23 protein-coding genes are annotated in these 18,830 nt (G+C 57.7%); 11 read left to right on the top strand and 12 right to left on the bottom strand.

Features of this window, described 5'->3' with window-relative positions:
- Positions 1 to 94: 94 nt before the first annotated feature.
- Both ACQQ2Q_RS09720 and ACQQ2Q_RS09715 read left to right on the top strand, forming a co-directional pair.
- On the top strand, positions 95 to 844 hold the full coding sequence (locus ACQQ2Q_RS09720; protein WP_428186876.1) for a rhomboid family intramembrane serine protease: 750 nt from the start codon (positions 95 to 97) through the stop codon (positions 842 to 844).
- A 132-nt stretch (positions 845 to 976) separates the two neighbouring features.
- Complete coding sequence (locus ACQQ2Q_RS09715) at positions 977 to 1,411, top strand: CBS domain-containing protein (RefSeq protein WP_428186875.1); 435 nt, start codon at positions 977 to 979, stop codon at positions 1,409 to 1,411.
- Between the two features lie 45 nt (positions 1,412 to 1,456).
- Here ACQQ2Q_RS09715 and ACQQ2Q_RS09710 read toward each other — a convergent pair whose 3' ends face one another.
- The 3 genes from ACQQ2Q_RS09710 to folE form a co-directional block, all read right to left on the bottom strand.
- The gene (locus tag ACQQ2Q_RS09710) at positions 1,457 to 2,419 is read right to left on the bottom strand and encodes a patatin-like phospholipase family protein (protein WP_428186874.1); all 963 of its coding nucleotides are present in this window, start codon (positions 2,417 to 2,419) and stop codon (positions 1,457 to 1,459) included.
- 123 nt (positions 2,420 to 2,542) lie between these two features.
- Entirely contained in the window at positions 2,543 to 2,989 is a 447-nt protein-coding gene (gene hisI, locus ACQQ2Q_RS09705; RefSeq protein WP_428186873.1) for a phosphoribosyl-AMP cyclohydrolase, read from the bottom strand.
- Positions 2,990 to 3,011: 22 nt separating this feature from the next.
- Positions 3,012 to 3,617 carry a GTP cyclohydrolase I FolE gene (gene folE, locus ACQQ2Q_RS09700; protein ID WP_428186872.1) on the bottom strand — a complete coding sequence of 202 codons (606 nt, stop codon included), beginning with the start codon at positions 3,615 to 3,617 and terminating at the stop codon, positions 3,012 to 3,014.
- A gap of 259 nt (positions 3,618 to 3,876) precedes the next feature.
- Between folE and ACQQ2Q_RS09695 the strand changes: the two genes are divergently transcribed.
- From ACQQ2Q_RS09695 to ACQQ2Q_RS09675, 5 genes are all read left to right on the top strand, one after another.
- Positions 3,877 to 4,320, top strand: a complete 444-nt coding sequence (locus tag ACQQ2Q_RS09695; protein ID WP_428186871.1) for an iron-sulfur cluster assembly scaffold protein — start codon at positions 3,877 to 3,879, stop codon at positions 4,318 to 4,320.
- Between the two features lie 31 nt (positions 4,321 to 4,351).
- Entirely contained in the window at positions 4,352 to 4,720 is a 369-nt protein-coding gene (yidD, locus tag ACQQ2Q_RS09690) for a membrane protein insertion efficiency factor YidD (protein WP_428186870.1), read from the top strand.
- Positions 4,721 to 4,728: 8 nt separating this feature from the next.
- A complete protein-coding gene (locus ACQQ2Q_RS09685) occupies positions 4,729 to 5,085 on the top strand; it encodes a nuclear transport factor 2 family protein (protein ID WP_428186869.1) in 357 nt (118 codons plus the stop codon).
- A gap of 177 nt (positions 5,086 to 5,262) precedes the next feature.
- Positions 5,263 to 7,308, top strand: a complete 2,046-nt coding sequence (gene thrS / locus ACQQ2Q_RS09680) for a threonine--tRNA ligase (RefSeq protein ID WP_428186868.1) — start codon at positions 5,263 to 5,265, stop codon at positions 7,306 to 7,308.
- A 155-nt stretch (positions 7,309 to 7,463) separates the two neighbouring features.
- Complete coding sequence (locus ACQQ2Q_RS09675) at positions 7,464 to 8,330, top strand: lysophospholipid acyltransferase family protein (RefSeq protein WP_428186867.1); 867 nt, start codon at positions 7,464 to 7,466, stop codon at positions 8,328 to 8,330.
- Here the strand turns inward: ACQQ2Q_RS09675 and ACQQ2Q_RS09670 are convergent.
- Positions 8,327 to 9,280 carry a hypothetical protein gene (locus tag ACQQ2Q_RS09670; protein ID WP_428186866.1) on the bottom strand — a complete coding sequence of 318 codons (954 nt, stop codon included), beginning with the start codon at positions 9,278 to 9,280 and terminating at the stop codon, positions 8,327 to 8,329. The two genes, ACQQ2Q_RS09675 and ACQQ2Q_RS09670, sit on opposite strands and share 4 nt — an antisense overlap.
- 111 nt (positions 9,281 to 9,391) lie before the next feature.
- On the opposite strand from ACQQ2Q_RS09670, the gene ACQQ2Q_RS09665 reads away from it, so the two are divergent.
- Both ACQQ2Q_RS09665 and ACQQ2Q_RS09660 read left to right on the top strand, forming a co-directional pair.
- Positions 9,392 to 9,979 carry a nitroreductase family protein gene (locus ACQQ2Q_RS09665; protein WP_428186865.1) on the top strand — a complete coding sequence of 196 codons (588 nt, stop codon included), beginning with the start codon at positions 9,392 to 9,394 and terminating at the stop codon, positions 9,977 to 9,979.
- Positions 9,979 to 10,584: a flavin reductase family protein gene (locus ACQQ2Q_RS09660; RefSeq protein WP_428186864.1), complete on the top strand. Its 606-nt coding sequence runs from the start codon at positions 9,979 to 9,981 to the stop codon at positions 10,582 to 10,584. Before ACQQ2Q_RS09665 ends, ACQQ2Q_RS09660 begins: the two co-directional genes overlap by 1 nt.
- Before the next feature lie 7 nt (positions 10,585 to 10,591).
- Here the strand turns inward: ACQQ2Q_RS09660 and ACQQ2Q_RS09655 are convergent, their stop codons facing one another.
- Positions 10,592 to 11,302 (bottom strand): aldolase/citrate lyase family protein, encoded by a 711-nt coding sequence (locus tag ACQQ2Q_RS09655; protein ID WP_428186863.1) that lies wholly within the window; start codon positions 11,300 to 11,302, stop codon positions 10,592 to 10,594.
- A gap of 95 nt (positions 11,303 to 11,397) precedes the next feature.
- Between ACQQ2Q_RS09655 and ACQQ2Q_RS09650 the strand changes: the two genes are divergently transcribed.
- Entirely contained in the window at positions 11,398 to 12,549 is a 1,152-nt protein-coding gene (locus ACQQ2Q_RS09650; RefSeq protein WP_428186862.1) for a DUF2336 domain-containing protein, read from the top strand.
- Positions 12,550 to 12,563: 14 nt separating this feature from the next.
- Here ACQQ2Q_RS09650 and ACQQ2Q_RS09645 read toward each other — a convergent pair whose 3' ends face one another.
- The gene (locus ACQQ2Q_RS09645) at positions 12,564 to 13,034 is read right to left on the bottom strand and encodes a hypothetical protein (RefSeq protein WP_428186861.1); all 471 of its coding nucleotides are present in this window, start codon (positions 13,032 to 13,034) and stop codon (positions 12,564 to 12,566) included.
- Between the two features lie 207 nt (positions 13,035 to 13,241).
- On the opposite strand from ACQQ2Q_RS09645, the gene ACQQ2Q_RS09640 reads away from it, so the two are divergent.
- Positions 13,242 to 14,969: an ABC transporter ATP-binding protein gene (locus tag ACQQ2Q_RS09640; protein WP_428186860.1), complete on the top strand. Its 1,728-nt coding sequence runs from the start codon at positions 13,242 to 13,244 to the stop codon at positions 14,967 to 14,969.
- 24 nt (positions 14,970 to 14,993) lie between these two features.
- On the opposite strand, the gene ACQQ2Q_RS09635 is transcribed toward ACQQ2Q_RS09640, so the two are convergent.
- From ACQQ2Q_RS09635 to ACQQ2Q_RS09610, 6 genes are all read right to left on the bottom strand, one after another.
- Entirely contained in the window at positions 14,994 to 16,199 is a 1,206-nt protein-coding gene (locus tag ACQQ2Q_RS09635; protein ID WP_428186859.1) for an AI-2E family transporter, read from the bottom strand.
- A 172-nt stretch (positions 16,200 to 16,371) separates the two neighbouring features.
- On the bottom strand, positions 16,372 to 17,220 hold the full coding sequence (gene pdxY / locus ACQQ2Q_RS09630) for a pyridoxal kinase PdxY (RefSeq protein WP_428186858.1): 849 nt from the start codon (positions 17,218 to 17,220) through the stop codon (positions 16,372 to 16,374).
- Positions 17,221 to 17,395: 175 nt separating this feature from the next.
- Positions 17,396 to 17,662 (bottom strand): hypothetical protein, encoded by a 267-nt coding sequence (locus ACQQ2Q_RS09625; RefSeq protein ID WP_428186857.1) that lies wholly within the window; start codon positions 17,660 to 17,662, stop codon positions 17,396 to 17,398.
- Positions 17,663 to 17,731: 69 nt separating this feature from the next.
- Positions 17,732 to 17,971, bottom strand: a complete 240-nt coding sequence (gene rpsU / locus ACQQ2Q_RS09620) for a 30S ribosomal protein S21 (RefSeq protein ID WP_428186856.1) — start codon at positions 17,969 to 17,971, stop codon at positions 17,732 to 17,734.
- A gap of 28 nt (positions 17,972 to 17,999) precedes the next feature.
- Complete coding sequence (locus ACQQ2Q_RS09615; RefSeq protein ID WP_428186855.1) at positions 18,000 to 18,290, bottom strand: hypothetical protein; 291 nt, start codon at positions 18,288 to 18,290, stop codon at positions 18,000 to 18,002.
- Positions 18,291 to 18,404: 114 nt separating this feature from the next.
- Positions 18,405 to 18,614, bottom strand: coding sequence for a cold-shock protein (locus tag ACQQ2Q_RS09610; RefSeq protein ID WP_428186854.1), 210 nt, complete (start codon positions 18,612 to 18,614; stop codon positions 18,405 to 18,407).
- Between the last annotated feature and the right edge of the window lie 216 nt (positions 18,615 to 18,830).

The following is an 18,830-nucleotide window of genomic DNA, read 5'->3' as shown; positions in this document are numbered from 1 at the left end:
GGGGCCCGACTAGGCCGTCCGGTTCGCCGGGCGGCTTTTTTTTAGCCATTTGCTCCTGTATGGCTGTGCCCTGAAATCGGGAGACTGCTCCATAATGAACGATACACCTCATCCGTCACAACAGCCTGACGCCCGCGGTCCAAACACCTTCGGTACCGGCGGGGAGCGTCCGCCGCGCGAGCCGGTATTCAATCTGCCGACCGGCATTCTTGTGGCCCTGGGCTTGCTGGTGGTCATTTACGCTGTTCAATCGCTTCTGATGTCGCCGACTTTGGAAGAGAGCTTTGTCGTGAACTTCGGCTTTTCGCCGGCGCGTTATGTCTATCCGTTGTCGGAGCAGGGGTTGGAATGGCTCTGGAGCCCCGTTACCTATTCTCTTCTGCATGGCAGCATCGAGCATATCGTCTTCAACGGTCTATGGCTTGCAGCCTTTGGAACACCCGTCTACCGCCGCATTGGTGCGACACGATTCGTTGTGTTCTGGATATTGTCTTCGATCGCGAGTGCGGCGCTGCATGCTGCGCTCAACTGGGGTGAACCCTCATTGATGATCGGCGCATCGGGCGTGGTGTCGGCGCTGATGGGGTCGGCCTGCCGTTTCGCCTTCGGCGGTCCTGAGCGGCACGCCAAGTTGTTTCCAGGCGGCAAGGTGCCGCGGCTTTCCATTGGTCAGGCGTTGCAGGAGCGAACCGTGCTGGTCTTCACCGCCGCCTGGCTTTTCGGCAACCTGGCCATTGCTTTCGGTTTGCCATTGTTTGGCGACATGTCGGCCCAGATAGCCTGGGATGCGCATATTGGCGGTTTCCTGTTCGGTTTCCTGTTCTTTGGTGCATTCGACCGATAATCCCTGTCTCATTCTGGTGTATTGCATTATCTCCTAATTAAAGGCAGGCTCCCTACCGGAACGCATCGTCTCGTGGAGGCGTAATTCGGCGAGGCTTCCGGGAAGCATGAGTGCTTTAAGAAGGAGGAGCATATGTCGGTAACGGTCAAAACCATACTCGATGAAAAAGGGCGCAACGTCGTCACCATCGGCCCTAATGTCACGCTTGCAGAAGCGGCTCGCGTTCTTGAGCAACACAAGATCGGTGCCACCGTCGTGGTCGGCATGGAAGAGCGGATCGTCGGCATCTTCACAGAGCGTGATTTTGTCACCGCGATCGGTAGAAGCGGTCCGGAAGGTCTCAGCCAGCCTGTGGCAACTGTGATGACGGCCAATGTCTATCGCTGTGGCGAAGAGGCAACCGTCGACGAGTTGATGGAAGTGATGAGTGCAAGACGCTTCCGCCACGTGCCGGTTGAAACCGGTGGCAAGCTCGTCGGCATCATTTCGATTGGTGACGTGGTGAAAAACCGCATTCGTGAAATCGAACTCGAGGCTGAACAGATCAAAGCCTATATCGCCGGTTGATGGTCTGGCAGTCGGAAGAGGCCTGTTCGTCCGGAGGTGGTCATCTTACCGGGCAACAGCTTCCTGCATGCGCCGGATCTCGCTGATGCGCGACATGGCTTCCTCATAGCCGCGGTCGATTGATTCGCCTGCGCGGTGAAATTCCGACAGGCCGATTTCGCTGACGCGCGGATGAAGGGCCAGATCGGGTGGGTCGCCGGCCAGACGTGCCCTGGAAATGCGGTCCTGAATGATATTGAAGGCCTGCACCATCACGGCTGTCACGCCCATGCGATTCTTGCCCTTGCGGAAGTCCGCATCCACGCCCAGTTCCTGGGCCTTGTGCTTGACCACGGCGGAGCGGCCGAACAGGTCGTAATGAAGGTTGACGGCCATCACCAGCGGCTGTTCGTAGGCACGGCAGACGGAAACAGGGACTGGATTGACCAGTGCGCCATCCACCAGTGTCCGGTTGTTGCACTTGATGGGTTCGAAAATGCCGGGCAGGGCATAAGATGCGCGGATTGCGGTAATCAGATTGCCGCCGTCGATCCAGACTTCATGGCCGCTGTTGAGTTCCGATGCGACTGCGACAAAAGGCAGTGGCAAATCTTCAATATTGAGGCCCTGCAGATATTCCTGCATCCGTTTGGTCAGGCGCATGCCGCCCAAAAGGCCGCCGCCGCCGATGGTCAGATCCAGAAGAGCGGCAATGCGGCGCATGGTCAGGGAGCGGGCGAAGGATTCCAGCTCATCGAGGCGTCCGGCCAAGTAGCAACCACCGACCAGTGCGCCGATTGACGTGCCGGCTATCATGCTCACCTCTATGCCCGCTTCGTCGAGCGCACGCAGGACGCCGATATGGGCCCAGCCGCGCGCCGCGCCGCCGCCGAGGGCAAGGGCAATTTTGGCTTTGGGCGCAGCAGGCTTTTCCAGGGTCATGATACCGCCGCCATCGGTGTTGGCAGGCCCTCCGGGACTGTCTGATGGCGCCGCAGCGGGCTGACGTGTCAAACTCCAGTTCAGCATAACCATTCATTCCTCGCCGCCGAACATTCCAATGTGCCATTAAGCGCATTGTGTCGTTACCAAAGATTTAAGTCGGGTGTGCGGCTGAGTATGGAACGGGCAACAGCATAAAAATTGAACGGATCAGCCGTAAACGTCGTCTGGATTAAAGTGTTTGTGGTCGTCGACCATTTCAAGGCGCGCCTGGCCATCTTCAGCCTTACCGACACGGTAAAAGCAGGAACGACGACCAGTATGGCAAGTCGCGCCATGGCCAGCAACCTCTACTTTCAGCCAGACGGCATCCTGATCGCAGTCAGTACGCAGTTCCCGCACTGTCTGAAAGTTGCCTGAGCTTTCGCCTTTTTTCCAGATTTTCGCGCGCGAGCGGCTGTAATAATGAGCGATACCGGTTTCGAGCGTGAGCGCCAGCGCTTCCGCATTCATATGGGCGACCATCAGCAACTCGCCGTCGGCGATATCTGTCACCACGGCAGTGACAAGGCCCGCATCATCGAATTTGGGCGTGAAAGGCGCACCTTCCTCGAGCGTTGTCTTGTCTTTTGCGGGCGGGTCGAATGCGACGGTCATGCTGGTGTCCTTCACCGCGGTGTTACTGAATGCGAAGCATGGTCATGAAGCGCACCTGTTCGGCGGCATTGTTCTTGAACTCGCCGGTAAAGGTTGTGGTCATTGTTGTCGATCCTGACTTGCGAACACCGCGCATGGCCATGCACATATGTTCGGCCTCGATCATCACGGCCACACCACGTGGCTTCAGGCTGCCGTCGATGGCACCGGCGATCTGGGCGGTAATCGATTCCTGTGTCTGGAGACGGCGGGCGAAGACGTCGACCACGCGGGCGATCTTGGACAGACCCAGCACACGGTCGCGCGGCAGGTAGGCCACATGCGCCCGTCCGGTGATCGGCACCATGTGGTGTTCGCAATGGGAGTGGAAGGGAATGTCCTTGACCAGCACGATATCGTCATAGCCCGAAACTTCGCCGAAGGTGGTGCCAAGGACCTGATCGACATCGGCCTGATAGCCGGAGAACATTTCCTCATAGGCTTTGACGACGCGTTTGGGGGTGTCGAGAAGCCCTTCACGTTCGGGATTGTCACCGGCCCAGCGCAGCAGAACGCGTACTGCTTCCTCTGCTTCCTGGCGGCTGGGCTTTGCGACCTCCGGCATCAACTTCTTCACAATTGCGTCCATCGCTTTCAAACTCCCGGTCCGCAACTGGTTGCGAACCCCGTTATACTGCCGTTCTATCGGCGCTAAATGCGGAACTCGCGCGCAATTTGCAAGCTTCCGCGTTGAATTGAACGGTGCCGGTATTGGGAAACCTTGTTTTCCGTGGACCGGGTAACAACATTCCATATAGGACAGTGGGGGAGAGAATAAAGGTGCAGTGGCGCTGTGCTTTGCCGCAAATATCGGCGAGCGTGACCGCATAGCTGAACGAGATGGCATCATGGACGATATCTACAATAGCAAGATTCTCGAATTCGCCGGGAACATCGAGCGAAGCGGAACGCTTGTCGATGCCGACGCCACGTCGGAAAAACACTCGAAATTGTGCGGTTCACGGGTGCGTGTCTATCTGAAGATGGATGGCGACCGGGTGGCTGATTTTGCCCATGAGGTGAAGGCGTGCGCGCTCGGTCAGGCCTCGTCCTCGATCATGGCGCGTCATGTGGTCGGGGCAAGCGCCGATGAATTGCGGCAGGCACGTAGCGATATGCTGGCGATGCTGAGAGAAGGTGGTGCGGGTCCTTCCGGCCGGTTTGAAGACATGCGCTACATGATGCCGGTCAAGGACTACAAGGCGCGCCATCCGTCCACCATGCTGACCTTCGACGCTGTTGTCGATTGTCTCGACCAGATCGCGCAAAAAACGACGGCTGCGGCAGAGTGAACAGGCGGACTTTTGCCCCGGAGTGTCGGTGATGTGCGCTGATCATCGGCACGGCGGTGCCGGACCCGGAAAAACCCGCAATTATGACGGCCCTTTTCGCAAGACGCCGGATCGCTTGCTGGGCATGGGGCTTATCCGCCTGTACCAGCTGACGCTCTCCAGCTTTATCGGCAATTCCTGCCGTCATCTGCCGACCTGTTCCGAATATGGCTATGAGGCCATCGCCCGTTACGGTCTGTGGAATGGCGGCTGGCTCACACTCTTTCGGGTCGGGCGTTGCGGTCCCGGCGGGACTCACGGTATCGATCGGGTACCGGACGTTCTGGATAAGCACTGGCACTGGTGGACACCCTGGCGTCTTATTCAGGCCGGGCGGAAGAGAAAACCCCTCGATTCCTAGAGGTAGAGATGACATTCGATCCAGCAGCGCGCCTGCAATTCTTTCACGATGCAATCAATGCCCTCGACTTCGACACCATCGAAGCCTGTTTTGCCAGAGACGCCGTCTACCTCTCCGGCGGCACGGGAGACAAGACGGGTCGCGATGCGATCATGGCTGCGTTTCGCACCTATTTCGACGTCTATGGGGATCAGGTGGCATCCAATGACAAGGTCGAGACTTTGGGGCCGCATCGGGCGCGTTCGTTCTGGCGCTTGAGGGCAAGCCATGGCGAGACAGGCGAGCCGTTGGTGCGACAGGGAATCGAGACGATCACATTCAATGACGCAGGACTGATTACCGAGGTTCTGGTCGAGGACAGGTGAGACAGGCGGGAGTCTCGCGCTGGCAGAGATCTGTAATTCCCTGTCGGCCGGTGGACACCTTTACTCAAAAGCATTTAGCGACTATCACGCGCCCGTTAATGGCCGGTCATACCAACTTTATCACGACCGGTTTTCACCACCCGCATTCGTTGGCGGGACTGGATCAAGGAGCACACCATGGCAGATGCCGTTTCCCTAAAATTTCCCGATGGTTCCATTCGTTCATACGAGGCCGGCACGACCGGTCTTGCTGTGGCCGAATCGATTTCGAAGTCGCTGTCCAAGAAGGCCGTCGCGATTGCGCTTGATGGCACTCTGCGCGACCTTTCCGATCCGGTCACCGATGGCACTATCGAAATCGTCACCCGCACGGATCCGCGGGCGCTCGAACTTATTCGCCATGATGCCGCGCATGTGATGGCCGAGGCCGTACAGGAGCTTTGGCCCGGCACACAGGTGACAATCGGTCCCGTGATCGAGAACGGCTTCTATTATGACTTCAAACGTGTCCATCCCGACACGCGTGAGGACTGGCCGTTCACGCCGGAAGATCTGCCCCGTATCGAAAAGAAGATGAAGGAGATCATTCAGCGGAATGCCGCCTTCACCAAGGAAATCTGGACGCGTGAAAAGGCAAAGGATGTTTTTGCCGACAAGGGCGAGGCCTACAAGGTAGAGCTCGTCGACATGATTCCGGAAGGCCAGGATCTCAAGATCTATCATCAGGGCGACTGGTTCGATCTTTGCCGTGGTCCGCATATGGCCTCGACCGGCCAGATCGGCACCGCGTTCAAGCTGATGAAGGTTGCCGGCGCCTATTGGCGCGGTGATTCGACCAAGCCGATGCTGACGCGCATCTACGGTACTGCCTGGGCGACGCAGGAAGAACTCGACAACTATCTGCACATTCTTGAGGAAGCCGAAAAGCGCGATCACCGCAAGCTTGGACGCGAGATGGATCTGTTCCATTTCCAGGAAGAGGGTCCAGGCGTGGTGTTCTGGCATGGCAAGGGATGGCGCATGTTCCAGGCCCTGACGGCCTATATGCGTCGCCGGCTGGCTGGAACCTATGAGGAAGTCAACGCGCCGCAGATCCTCGACAAGACGCTTTGGGAGACCTCTGGGCACTGGGGCTGGTACCAGGAAAACATGTTCGCGGTGAAATCGGCCCATGCCTTTACGCATCCGGATGACGAAGAGGCCGACCAGCGCATCTTTGCCTTGAAACCGATGAATTGCCCGGGCCACGTGCAGATCTTCAAGCACGGTTTGAAATCCTATCGCGATCTGCCCGTGCGTCTGGCCGAATTCGGCAATGTGCATCGCTATGAGCCATCAGGCGCATTGCATGGTTTGATGCGCGTACGCGGCTTCACGCAGGACGATGCGCATGTGTTCTGCACGGAAGATCAGCTTGCGGCGGAATGCCTTCGCATCAATGACCTGATCCTGTCTGTCTATGAGGATTTCGGCTTCAAGGAAATCGTGGTCAAGCTTTCGACCCGTCCGGAAAAGCGGGTGGGCTCGGATGCAAACTGGGATCACGCCGAATCGATCATGATGAACGTCTTGAAGACCATCGAGGCGCAGTCAGGTGGCCGCATCAAGACCGGAATCTTGCCGGGCGAGGGTGCCTTCTATGGTCCGAAGTTCGAATACACGCTGCGGGACGCCATTGGCCGTGAATGGCAGTGTGGCACGACGCAGGTCGACTTCAACCTGCCGGAGCGCTTCGGTGCGTTCTATATCGACCAGAATTCGGAGAAGAAGCAGCCGGTGATGATCCACCGGGCAATCTGCGGCTCGATGGAGCGCTTCCTCGGCATTCTGATCGAGAACTTTGCCGGCCATATGCCGTTGTGGTTTGCGCCCACTCAGGTCGTGGTGGCAACAATTACCTCGGATGCCGACGAATATGGTCAGGGCGTTGCCGACGCATTGCGCGATGCCGGCCTTCAGGTCGAGACTGACTTCCGCAACGAGAAAATCAACTACAAGGTCCGCGAGCATTCGGTGACCAAGGTGCCGGTGATCATTGTGTGCGGCAAGCGCGAGGCGGAAGAGGAAACGGTCAACATCCGTCGTCTCGGCTCGCAAAACCAGACGTCGATGCCTCTCGTTGAAGCGATTGCGCTTCTTTCCGGCGAAGCCTCACCGCCGGATATCCAGCGCAAGCTTTTGGCCAAGGTGGCGGCACAAGAGGCCAGAGACGCGGCAAAGTAAGCCGGCTAAGCAATAACCGGAGACGGCGGGTAAAGGCCCGCCGTTTTTCGTTTGTGTCTTCACGCTGGCAGGTGCAATCGCGTCAATCGTCCGTTTGTCATCCGGCTGTCATGGCCCAAAGGCATAGCTCTTCGATCATCGGCAGGAGGTTTGCCTTGCGATTCGAAGAACTCAGTTACGCCAATGCGCGCGATCCCAAGATCAAGCGCTGGTTCATTCGCTCCATCGAAGGTTTGTCGGGTCGTGATCGCTATGCCCGTCTCTACGATATCTGGCGCAGAGATATCGTTGGAAAGTCAGACCGCGTGTTTGGCAAGATGCTCGACCTTATCGATGTGACGCTGGATGCCAAGGGGGCATGGCCGCCGACAGACCTGCCTGCGGGGCCTGTGGTGGTGGTTGCCAACCATCCCTTCGGTATCGGCGACGGCATCGCCATTCTCGCCATGGCAGAACAATTGGGCCGTCCGTTTCGCGTTTTGATCAATGACGAGTTGCTGAAGGTTCCGGAGATGGAGCCCTATTCGCTGCCGGTGTCTTTTGAGGAAACCAAGGAAGCGCTGGCGATGAATATGCGCACGCGCCATGAAGCTGTGAGGCTTTTGAAAGAGGGCGTCACGGTGGTGGTGTTTCCGGCCGGTGGCGTTGCGACAGCCAAGAAGGGCTTTGGCCGCGCCGAGGATCTGCCCTGGAAGATGTTTCCTGCAAAGCTTATCCAGGCGGCACAGGCAAGCGTCATCCCGATCTACTTCGAAGGTCAAAATGGCGCGCTTTTCCACCTGGCCAGTCGACTGTCCATGACGTTGCGGATCTCGCTTCTGATCCGCGAGTTTCGGCGCCTGTCGGGGTCGACGATTTCTGCGCGTGTTGGTCCGGTGCTATCGTGGGAAGATATCGCGCTCACGGGCGACCGCAAGCTGTTGCTGACCAAGCTCTATGACTCGGTCTTCTCCATGGCAGCGCCGGCGAAAGTGCGGCGCATTAAAATCATGGGGCGAGACAAGGTCAAAATTGCCGCCTAGTTTTCCAGCAGCAGTTCAACATCCGAATTGACACCGGCGACGACGGTGAAGTCCTTCTGGTAGATCTTGTCCTTGTTGCGGGCAATCGCGGTATATTCGCCTTCGGCGAGAACCATGGTCGGGAAGGCGCTCACGCTTTCGCTGACAATATCGCCCGAGTTGGCAAGCACCGACCAAGCCGTATCGGCAATGGCTTCTCCACCATGTTCGGAGACCAGCTTGAAGTTCACCTGGGCTGCGCGGTGCTGGATCGTTGCCTCGGTCAGTTTGCCGGCCTCCACCTTGATATCGGCGCGGATGGTGGCGTTGATGTTCCCGTATTCGGACACGATATGATAGGTATCGGCATTGAGGCGGATGATCGTGTCGGGCCTGACATCCGCAATGATCAGGCCTCGCTTTCCGTCCGACTGGGTTTCTTCCGAATAGATATCGAAGCGAAGCTGTTGAGCCGGGATGCGCGTATCCGAGCCGGAAATTGCGTTCAGCAAAAGGCCGCCTGCGTCCAGAACCATGACTTGTGGATCGAGCTTGCCTTCTTCCGGAATGCTCAGCTTCTTGGTTGTACCAGCGCGACCGAAGGCGACATTGACGAAATAGTCACCGGGCGTGAGCAAGAAGTCTGCCGATCCACCCTCGGCGCTTGCCAGAAGCGGAAGCTTACCATCTTCACCGGGGATGGGACTGAAGACTCGCCAGCTCAACCCCTCGGTCATGGCCTCGCCATCCGTCGTCAAACGCGCTTCCATCACCACATTCCTGGCACTGGTATCGGGCGCACTGACATCGGGAAGGGCAGGTGAAAAGGCGTTCAGTTTCGGCATCTTGGCATTGTTGTCGAGCTGCTTGAACGCGTCGAATGCATTCTCCTGCGCACGGGCGGACGTCATGCTCGCACATGATATCGACAGGATCGCGAAAGACAGCACGAGGGCGCGAATGAATGACATTACTGGAATGCAACCGGTTGACTTCTTAACTACAGGCAGCAATTTCAATCCCAACGACATGGCAATTTCAAGTCCGACGTCCGATCTTTCCCTACAAGAGAGCATTCCCGCATGAAAAATCCCTTTACTCTCGCCGAATATCTCGCAACGCGCCGCTCGGTGCCGGCATTCCAGATGCGTGAACCTGGGCCATCGCGGCAGGAGCTTGACGATATTCTCAAGCTTGCCGTGCGTGTGCCTGACCATGGGAAATTGGCGCCATGGCGGTTCATCGTCTATCGCGGTGACAAAAGGGCCGAAATCGGTGAAGCGCTCTTAAAGCTGGCGCTTGAGGCCAAGCCCGATCTCAGCGCAGAGATGATCGAGGTCGAGCGGGCGCGCTTTACGCGTGCACCCGTTGTCATTGCCGTGATCAGCCGCGCTGCACCCCATGGCAAGATTCCGGAATGGGAACAGGTCATGTCTGCCGGTGCCGTTTGCCTCAATCTGTTGATGGCAGCCAATGCGACGGGTTTTGTGTCGAACTGGCTGTCGGAATGGTTCGCCTTCGATCAGCGCGCCTGGCCACTGCTTGGCATCAATGCGGATGAGAAGGTTGCCGGTTTCATCCATATCGGCTCGACCGACTTTCCGGTTACCGAGCGACCGCGGCCAGAGCTTGCTGATGTCGTTACATGGGTTGGCGGCGAGGAGGATTGATGTTCTACGAGACAGCGGAAAACCGGCACGGACTGGACCACGATCCCTTCAAGGCGATTGTGGCACCCAGGCCGATCGGCTGGATCGGGACCAAGGGGCGCGATGGCTCCCATAACCTCTCGCCCTATTCGTTCTTCACGGCCGTCAGCGATCGTCCCAAACTGGTGATGTTTTCGTCGAGCGGTGCCAAGGATAGCCTGAAGAATGCCGAGGAAACCGGCGCTTTCACGTGTAGCCTCGTGTCCCGCGGTCTGGTGGAGCAGATGAACAGGTCGTCGATTGCTGTGCCTTACGGGGAAAGCGAATTTGCGATCGCTGGCCTCACGCCCGTCATCGGTCGTCTTGTCGATGCTCCTTATGTCGGCGAAGCCCATGCCGTGCTTGAGTGCCGGACGACGGAGGTTGTCAGGCCGCGTTCAGTCGATGGCGAAGTCTCTGAAAACTACGTCATCTTCGGGCAGGTGGTCGGTATTCATATCGATGAGGCGATCATCACCAAGGGTCGGATCGACATCGGCTTGGCGCGCCCGGTTACCCGTTTGGGGTACATGGATTATGCCGAAACCGACGAAGTCTTTGAGTTGATGCGGCCTGCTAGGCCCTGAGGCATCGTCATGTTTCTGACGTCAAACTGTCGCGTGCTATGCGCGCCTGCGAGAGCGTAGCGGCCATGACGGCGTCAAAGCCGTCGCGCTGTGCCATGATTGCTCTTGCAGAATAGTGATCGTCGCTGCCGGATGTGTCACCGAACTTGATGGCTGACAAGCCGGCTGCTGAAGCCGCCATCACGGTCATCGCGCGTGCGGTTATTTCCACCAGGCTTTCCTTTCCGTTCAGCCCGATATCGGCTTTGAACGCAAGGGGATCGAAGACGAGGGCCTTCAATCGCTCGGATTTGCCCGCGAAACTAGATCCGTTCAATACGCCGGCACCGTTGTCACCGGATATGGCGATGATGGTGGTCTTGCCGAGCTCCAAACCGGCCTCCACCTCCTGCACATCCAGATAGGCATGAAGTTGCTGTATATCGGCACCGTGTCTCACCTGCGGCAGAAGCACCGCGTCGGCTTTCATGCGCATGGCAAGAGCCAGATCCTTGCTGAGTGCGGTATCATGGGTAAGTGGCCTGCAGCGGATGATGACCGGTATGCCCTCCAACGCCGTGGGGATCTCCTGCGGGTCGGTTTCGGGTTTTTCCAGGCGCGCGGCATCGAGCAAAAGCGCTATTCCGCGCGGCAACTCGGAAGCCGTCAAGTCCGGGGCGTAGGGTATGATCGCACTGATCGGGGTATGGCCGGATTTCAGCAAAAGCGGACGGGTCACAGGCACTCCTTACAGTTAACGGACATGGTGAACCAATCTTAAACGTTTTCTGTCTAGGGTTATACCTAGGCTCATGTGGGGCTGTTGTATGGCGAATGGATTTGATCGTGATTGTAGAGGCTTTTCTTCGTTGGGTCGAAACGGCTAAAACCGGTGAGCGGGTACGCGCGGCGAACGCGCTCGGGCGAGCGTTTTTGCAGTCTTCCATGGATGCAGAAGAGCGTCAGGCAGCCCAACTTGCGATGACCTATTTGCTGGACGACCCATCGCCCCAGGTGCGGCTCGCACTGGCAGACGTGCTGGCCGATTCAGCCGATACCCCACGAAACATGATCATGTCCTTTGCCGAAGACCAGCTGGAGATTGCGTGCACCGTTGTGCTGCGTTCACCGGTTCTAAGGGATTCGGACCTGGTCGACCTGGTCGGGCGTGGCAGCGATTGCCTGCGCGCACTTGTTGCGGCGCGTCCCAATCTCTCCGTCGGCGTTTCTGCCGCCATCGCAGAAGTTGGCGATACCGACGACACATTGCTTCTTCTGGAGAACAGGTCTGCCCGGATCTGGCGCCCGACGCTGCGGCGCATTGCCGAACGCCATGGAAAGCGTCCGGAGATTCGCGGTCTGCTTCTCGACCGTGAAGACTTGCCAGCCGATGCCCGCCATATGCTTCTTGAATTTGTCAGCGAAGCCTTGATTGGTTCTGCGCTTGTTCGTGCCGCGGTCAATCCGCGCCGCGTGGACAATGTCGCGCGTGAGGCCAGTACCTCAGCAACGTTGGAAATTGCCGATCATGCCGTGGCCGACGATCACGGCGCACTGGTCGAGCATCTTCGCACCAGTGGAAAGCTGACGCCGTCGTTTCTGATGGAGGCCCTTTGCTGCGGTCGCACCGAATTGTTCTCGTCAGCCATCGCCAACCTGTGCGGTCTAGAAGACCGGCGTGTGCGCTCGGTGCTGGCGACAGGTCGTTTTCATGCGGTGCGGGCGCTGGTGGAATCGGCAGGTGTCGTTCGCGAGATAAGCACGATCTTTGCCGACGCCATTTTGACATTGCGCGAGTCTTTGCAGTCGCCGCAAGGCGGTACTTTGCCTGATATCGCAAGCCGGCTTCGCCTGCATTTTGAACAGAGCAGCCATGCCGGCGAAGCCGCCCGCAATATGCTGGCCATCATTGACAAGATTTCCATTAACGAACAACGGCGGTTCGCCCGTGGTTTCGCCAGTGGGTTTTCACTCGTCGCAGCCTGATTCCCGGCGGGTGATTACGGCTTGTGGGTGAGCTTTCGGGCAACCCAGGAATAGCTGTCCGCGACGACGTGGATTGGCGTCTCAAAGACCATCTTCACATCGGCCTTGCCTGGCAAGGCTTCGCGCACCGTATCGATGGCACGCGTCGCCAGCGACTTGCGTTGGTCCTCGGCAGGTTCCGGAACTGTGACGGCACCTGGTTGTATGTCCGTAGTCACGGACGGTTTGATTGCGGGTGTGACTTTCTCTGTCTTGGGTGGCTGCGGTGCGCCGTCGATAGCGGCAATGGCCGGATCGTCGGCCTTTCGGCAAACGGCCACGACAGTCGGATAGGCAACATTGCCGTAACCAGCGAGCATTTTTTCCGAGGCAGCATCGCATAGTTCGACGCTGACGAATTGCTGCTTGACCGTATCGACATACTTGCACTGGCTGATGCTGTCATCGCAGCCGAGGATGGTCATCAGGATGAGAGCGGTCTGCATGGCGTTCTACCTCTTGCATAGGATGGACATGTTCAATCAGCGCTTTGCAGCAGAAGCATGGCATTCGGAAAACCATTCCTGTGATGACGCCTGCCTTGCGAGACATTGGCGCGGAAAACCCGCCAGGTTGATCTTGGCCGCGCAGCACAAACATGACAGAAGGGCTCATATTCGCTGTGTCCTGCGACGTGTTACGGATTGTCTTTCATGCTATTGCGCTTCTTCTCATTCTATCGTCCCTATCTGCCGCTGTTCTTCCTCGATTTTGGCTGTGCCATTGTCACAGGATTGCTGGAACTCGGCTTTCCAATGGCCGTCAAGCTGTTCGTCGACAAGCTTCTTCCTTCGGGCGATTGGGGTGTCATTGTGGCAGCATCAGCGGCCTTGCTGGTGATCTATGTGATCAATACCGGCTTGATGGCGACTGTGACCTATTGGGGCCATATGCTTGGGATCAATATCGAGACAGACATGCGACGCATGGCGTTTGCCCATGTGCAGAAATTGTCGTTCCGCTATTTCGACAACAACAAGACAGGACATCTGGTCGGGCGATTGACCAAGGATCTCGAAGAGATCGGCGAGGTGGCCCATCATGGGCCGGAAGATCTCTTTATCGCCATCATGACCTTCCTTGGCGCGCTGCTCTTGATGTTTTCCATCAATTCCAAACTGGCTCTGATTACCGCATTTGTGGTTCCCCTGACCGCATGGGTGACCAGCCGCTATGGTCGTCGGATGACGGAGAATTTCCGCAGGCTTTACGGCAGTATCGGTAATTTCAACGTGCGCATCGAAGAAAATGTCGGCGGTATCCGCGTGGTGCAGGCCTTTGCCAATGAAAATCATGAGCGCTCGCTGTTTGAGGAAGACAATCAGAGCTATCGCCGCACCAAACTCGAAGCCTATCGAATCATGGCCGCAAGTACCTCGCTCAGCTATATGAGCATGCGGCTGATCCAGATGATCGTGATGATCGTCGGTGCCTGGTTGGTGATCAGGGGCGAGCTCTCCAATGGTGGTTTTGTCAGCTTCCTGCTGCTAATCGGCGTGTTCTTCCGCCCGGTTGAGAAGATCAATTCGGTCATCGAGACCTATCCCAAGGGCATTGCCGGCTTCCGTCGCTTTACAGAGCTCATGGAGACGGAACCTGATGTCGAGGACAAACCTGCGGCCAAGGAAGCACCGCAGCTCAAAGGGGACATCCGGTTCGACAATGTCGGTTTCGGCTATGTCGAGGGACGCCCTGTCCTTCAAAATGTCGACCTGTCTGTGAATGCGGGCGAGACCATTGCCTTTGTCGGCCCATCGGGGGCGGGCAAGACCACGCTGTGTTCTCTTCTGCCGCGGTTCTATGATGTCACAGCGGGTGCGATCTCGGTCGATGGCTACGATATCCGCGATCTGAAGCTGGCCTCTCTGCGTGGCCAGATCGGTATCGTACAGCAGGATGTGTTCCTGTTTGGCGGCACCATTCGCGACAATATCGCCTATGGACGCCTCGATGCCAGCGATATCGAGGTCTGGGAGGCTGCGCGCCGTGCCCGCCTCGATGGCGTGATCGGCGCCATGCCGGAGGGGCTCGATACGGTTATTGGCGAACGCGGCGTGAAATTGTCCGGCGGGCAGAAGCAGCGTCTGGCGATAGCCCGGATGTTCCTCAAAAACCCGCCGATCCTCATCCTCGATGAGGCCACATCTGCGCTCGATACCGAAACCGAACAGGCAATCCAGCAGTCTCTGCGAGAGCTTGCCGACGGTCGCACGACATTGGTGATCGCCCACCGTCTGGCGACCATTCGCGATGCTGCTCGAATCGTTGTTGTCGACGAGGGGGGGATTGCAGAGATGGGTGGTCATGATGAATTGCTGGCGGCAGGAGGCCAATATTCAAGGCTCTATCATGCGCAATTTGGTGCGGCGGCTGCAGAGTAATGTCCGCAGCCGGTCCAAACTCGATCAGATCGGCGTTGCCTTGCGGATCGGCTTGATCTCTTCTGCTTCTTCGACTGGGTCTTCGGCAATCGTTCCGTTTGCCAATCCGTGCGACAGTTCCACTTCGCGCATCCATTCGCGCCAGATGGCAACGATCAACGCCATCAGCACCGGTCCGATGAAGAGACCAAGGAAACCCATGGTTTTGACGCCGCCGATCAGCCCGAAGAAGGTTGGCAGGAACGGCAGCTTGATCGGCCCGCCGACCAGCCGCGGTCGGATTGTCTTGTCGACCACAAAGAGCTCCACCGCGCCCCAGATGAAGAGCGCCAGTCCAGCCACATAGGATCCGCTTGCAAGCAAATACAAGGACACAAGCGTGAAGGCGAGTGGCGCGCCGCCTGGAATGAGCGCCATCACACCTGTCAGGACACCAAGCGTCACGGGCGAGGGGACCCCTGCAAGCCAGTAGGCCGTGCCGAGCACGATACCTTCGCCAATCGCGATCAGCGTCATGCCGGTGACGGTGGAGCTGATTGTGGCTGGCACAACCCTCGACATGCGCTCCCAGCGGTGCGGCAGAATACGCTCGCCGAGCAAGTCGAGCTGCTGTGCAAATTTCGAGCCATCGCGATATACGAAGAACAGCGCGATCAGCATGAAAAGAAGCGTGAGAAGCAGATGGAACACGCCATCGCCTGCTGCGAGCAAGGCGCGGTAGATATTGCCGATATTGGCACCGGAGACGATCTGGATCAGTTCTCCGATTGCTCCCGGCGGGCCGACATGGACGACCCAGCGCTCTGCAAGCCATGCGCCGACGCCCGGCAGTCTCGCGATCCAGTCCGGCGGCGGTGCACCGGCACGATTGACCTCCAGCACCCAGCCTATCCACTGGCGCAGTTCTTCCACCGTGTAGGTGCCGGCGATGCCGATCGGGACCACCAGGAAAACGAGAATGGCAATCAGTGAAATGGTCGCACCAATGGTGGTGTTGCCACCGACCTGTTGCAGAAGCTTGCGGTAGAGCGGCCAACTGGCAAAGGCGATCACCAGAGCAGCCAGCATCGGCACGACGAAACCGTGGAAGAAATAGATGCCGGCGATGACAATCAGAACCAGCAACCAGCGGGCAGCCGAGATCGGCGGGATCAGTGCCGTTCGGCTGGGCGTGGTCGGACCCAGCCAGCGAGGCCCACCATGGGGCTTGGAATTTTCAGAATTTCTCAACTGCTCTTGTCGCCCGATGGAGTGTCACTGCGGATGCATATGTGTGACTTGCGACCATCATGCAAGACACTTGTCCGGTCAAGGATACAAGTCAGCCTTAAATAAGGCGCTACCGGCAAAGGTTGTATGAACATCTGGCTTCGCCGCAAAGGGCCGCTGTCTCTGCCTGCGGTCAGAGCGCAGTTGTGGCAAGCGGAGCCGGATTGGCAAAATCGTCCTGGGCTGCAATCATTGCCAATTCGCGCCGACCCGCTGCCATCGTCTTTTCAAACAGCGAGAACACGCTGGAGGCCGTCTTCGACAGCGCAGACTCCAGGCTCTCACCGGCAAGACGGTGACCGAGGAACAATGCCGATGTGCAGTCGCCCGCGCCATTGGGCGCAGGATCAAGGGGCAATCTTTGCGTGGAGACAACGAATTGCTCGCCAGATTTCGCAGATGCCAGCATCTGGATGCGGTCCGGAGGCGTATTGTCGTGAATGAGCGAGGTCAACAAAACGATGTCCGGCCCCATCTCGTGGGCCGCACGCACGGCCTGTCTTGCGTCCTCCAGCGTATGGATGGTGATACCGGTCAGATATTCCAGCTCAAACTGGTTGGGGGTGATGATGCCGGCGCGGCCAAGGGCACGCTCCTTGAAATATTCAGGGATGCCGGGGCGCACGAAAAAGCCGCGCCCCACATCGCCCATCACCGGGTCGCAAAGCCATAATGCATGTTTTGGCAATCTGTCTTTCAGCGAAAGGATGACCTCGCCGACCGCCGGATCGCCAAGATAGCCTGTCAGCAGCCCGTCGATCTGGCTCAGGACGCCACGCGCCTCCAGGCCTTCCAGGATGGCTTCGATGCTGGCTGCCGAAAAGACCTCACCAGTCCAGGCACCGTAACCGGTGTGATTGGAAAACTGAACCGTATCTATGGCCGTCACTTCGTGGCCCATACGCTGCAGCGGAAACACAGCCGCGCGGTTTCCGACATAGCCATAGGCGACATGGGACTGGATGGAGAGGATCTGTTTCATGGGAGACTGGCCGGTCGGGAGGGCTAGGAAGGTGATGGTATCCTTCTTAGACCCAAAGCCGGCCCTGTGCCAAAGAGAATTTGTCACGGTGACAGGTTGGCACATGGGAATGCTTCATCACAGCACGTCAATGCTGTGATGTGATATTCGATATGGCGGCAGCTTGTGCCTGCAATCAGCTTGTGCTGTCGGGCGCCTTGGCGCTCGCACGCTTGGGAGCTGTCTTCTTCACCTTGGCCTTGGCTTTCGGCTTTGGCGCTTCTTCAACGGGCTCCGGCTGCGCCATGCGCATGGCTCTGAGCTTTTCGGTCTTCTTTTCCCGAGCATTGACTTCCGCAGCCATAATTTCGCGTGCGGTTGTATCGGTCTGCTGGGCTTTCGCCTGCGCGGACATCTTCGTCGGTTTGAAGAAGGTTTCCTTGGTATCGGTCGTGTCGGTCATGCCTTACTCCTTTTCAGCAGGAGGGAGAGAACGCGACCCACAAAGGGCCGCCCATATCCCATGCGGGCCCTAGCGGGCGCGCATGACCTTTTTCTTCGGCGCAGGCAACAGGCCTTCGCGCTGCAACTGTTTGCGGGCAAGTTTTCGCAGGCGGCGGATAGCATCGGCTTTTTCGCGGGCGCGTTTTTCCGAAGGCTTTTCATAGGCGCGGCGGGCGCGCATTTCGCGAAATACACCTTCGCGCTGCATCTTCTTCTTCAGAACGCGCAGCGCCTGATCAACATTGTTGTCCCTTACGAGTACCTGCAAAATTTCTCCTTGCTCAGCAAAACTGCTGTTACTTCCTGATCTTTATCGCGGTCGAATTGACCCAGCTCGAGCCCGCCTTGACAGGTTCCGGCTCTGGTGGCCGCTCCTGGAGGGTCGGCTGTGTTTCGCTCGCGTCGACTTCGTCTTCAGTGACGTGCCGGACGAAACGTTCGTCGTCGAACTGCACCCGATACTGGGCGCGACGGTTTACGACAGGCATGACCGCGCTGATTTTGCAGCTCCGGTCGTCATCTGCCTTGTTGAAGATACCGCGCTTCAAGACGACAATGTCGCCGGCGGCGTAGACAGGCGCACCCATCGAAGCTCTCCTCGTAGAGGACAAAAACAAAAGGCCGGGACTTCTCCCGACCTTCCACATCATTGTCTCAAGCGTGCCAGTACATCCGTGGTCACGCGCGACAATGAAAAATCTTTAAGCGGCCTGCAGGTTGTCAGCAGAGCTCTTGCCAGAACGCTTGTCCTGAACGATGTCGTAGCTGATCTTCTGGCCTTCTGTGAGGCCGTTCATGCCAGCGCGTTCAACTGCAGACACGTGGACGAAAACGTCCTGGCTGCCGTTGTCAGGCTGAATGAAGCCGAAGCCCTTGGTGCTGTTGAACCACTTTACTGTGCCGGTGTTCATAACGATTTCCTTTCAATCGCTGGTGTGCCCGGTCAAAATGACCGATCTGATAAATCGACGTTGAAGGGAAATCTGAAAGAGCCTAGGCTTCGTGCAAAAGTCGCTAACAAGGTGCGATTTGAGCAACATATTCATTTTTTTAGAAAATTACAAGAGCGCAGCGGTAATAAACGGCGCGATAGGCCGCTCACGCCCCCTCAGGTCCGTGCGGTTGGA

The organism is Agrobacterium sp. ES01 (genome assembly GCF_050320885.1).
Classification (GTDB): domain Bacteria; phylum Pseudomonadota; class Alphaproteobacteria; order Rhizobiales; family Rhizobiaceae; genus Allorhizobium.
The sequence above is the reverse complement of the archived record's forward strand: the minus strand, read 5'-3'. Positions and strand labels throughout refer to the sequence as shown.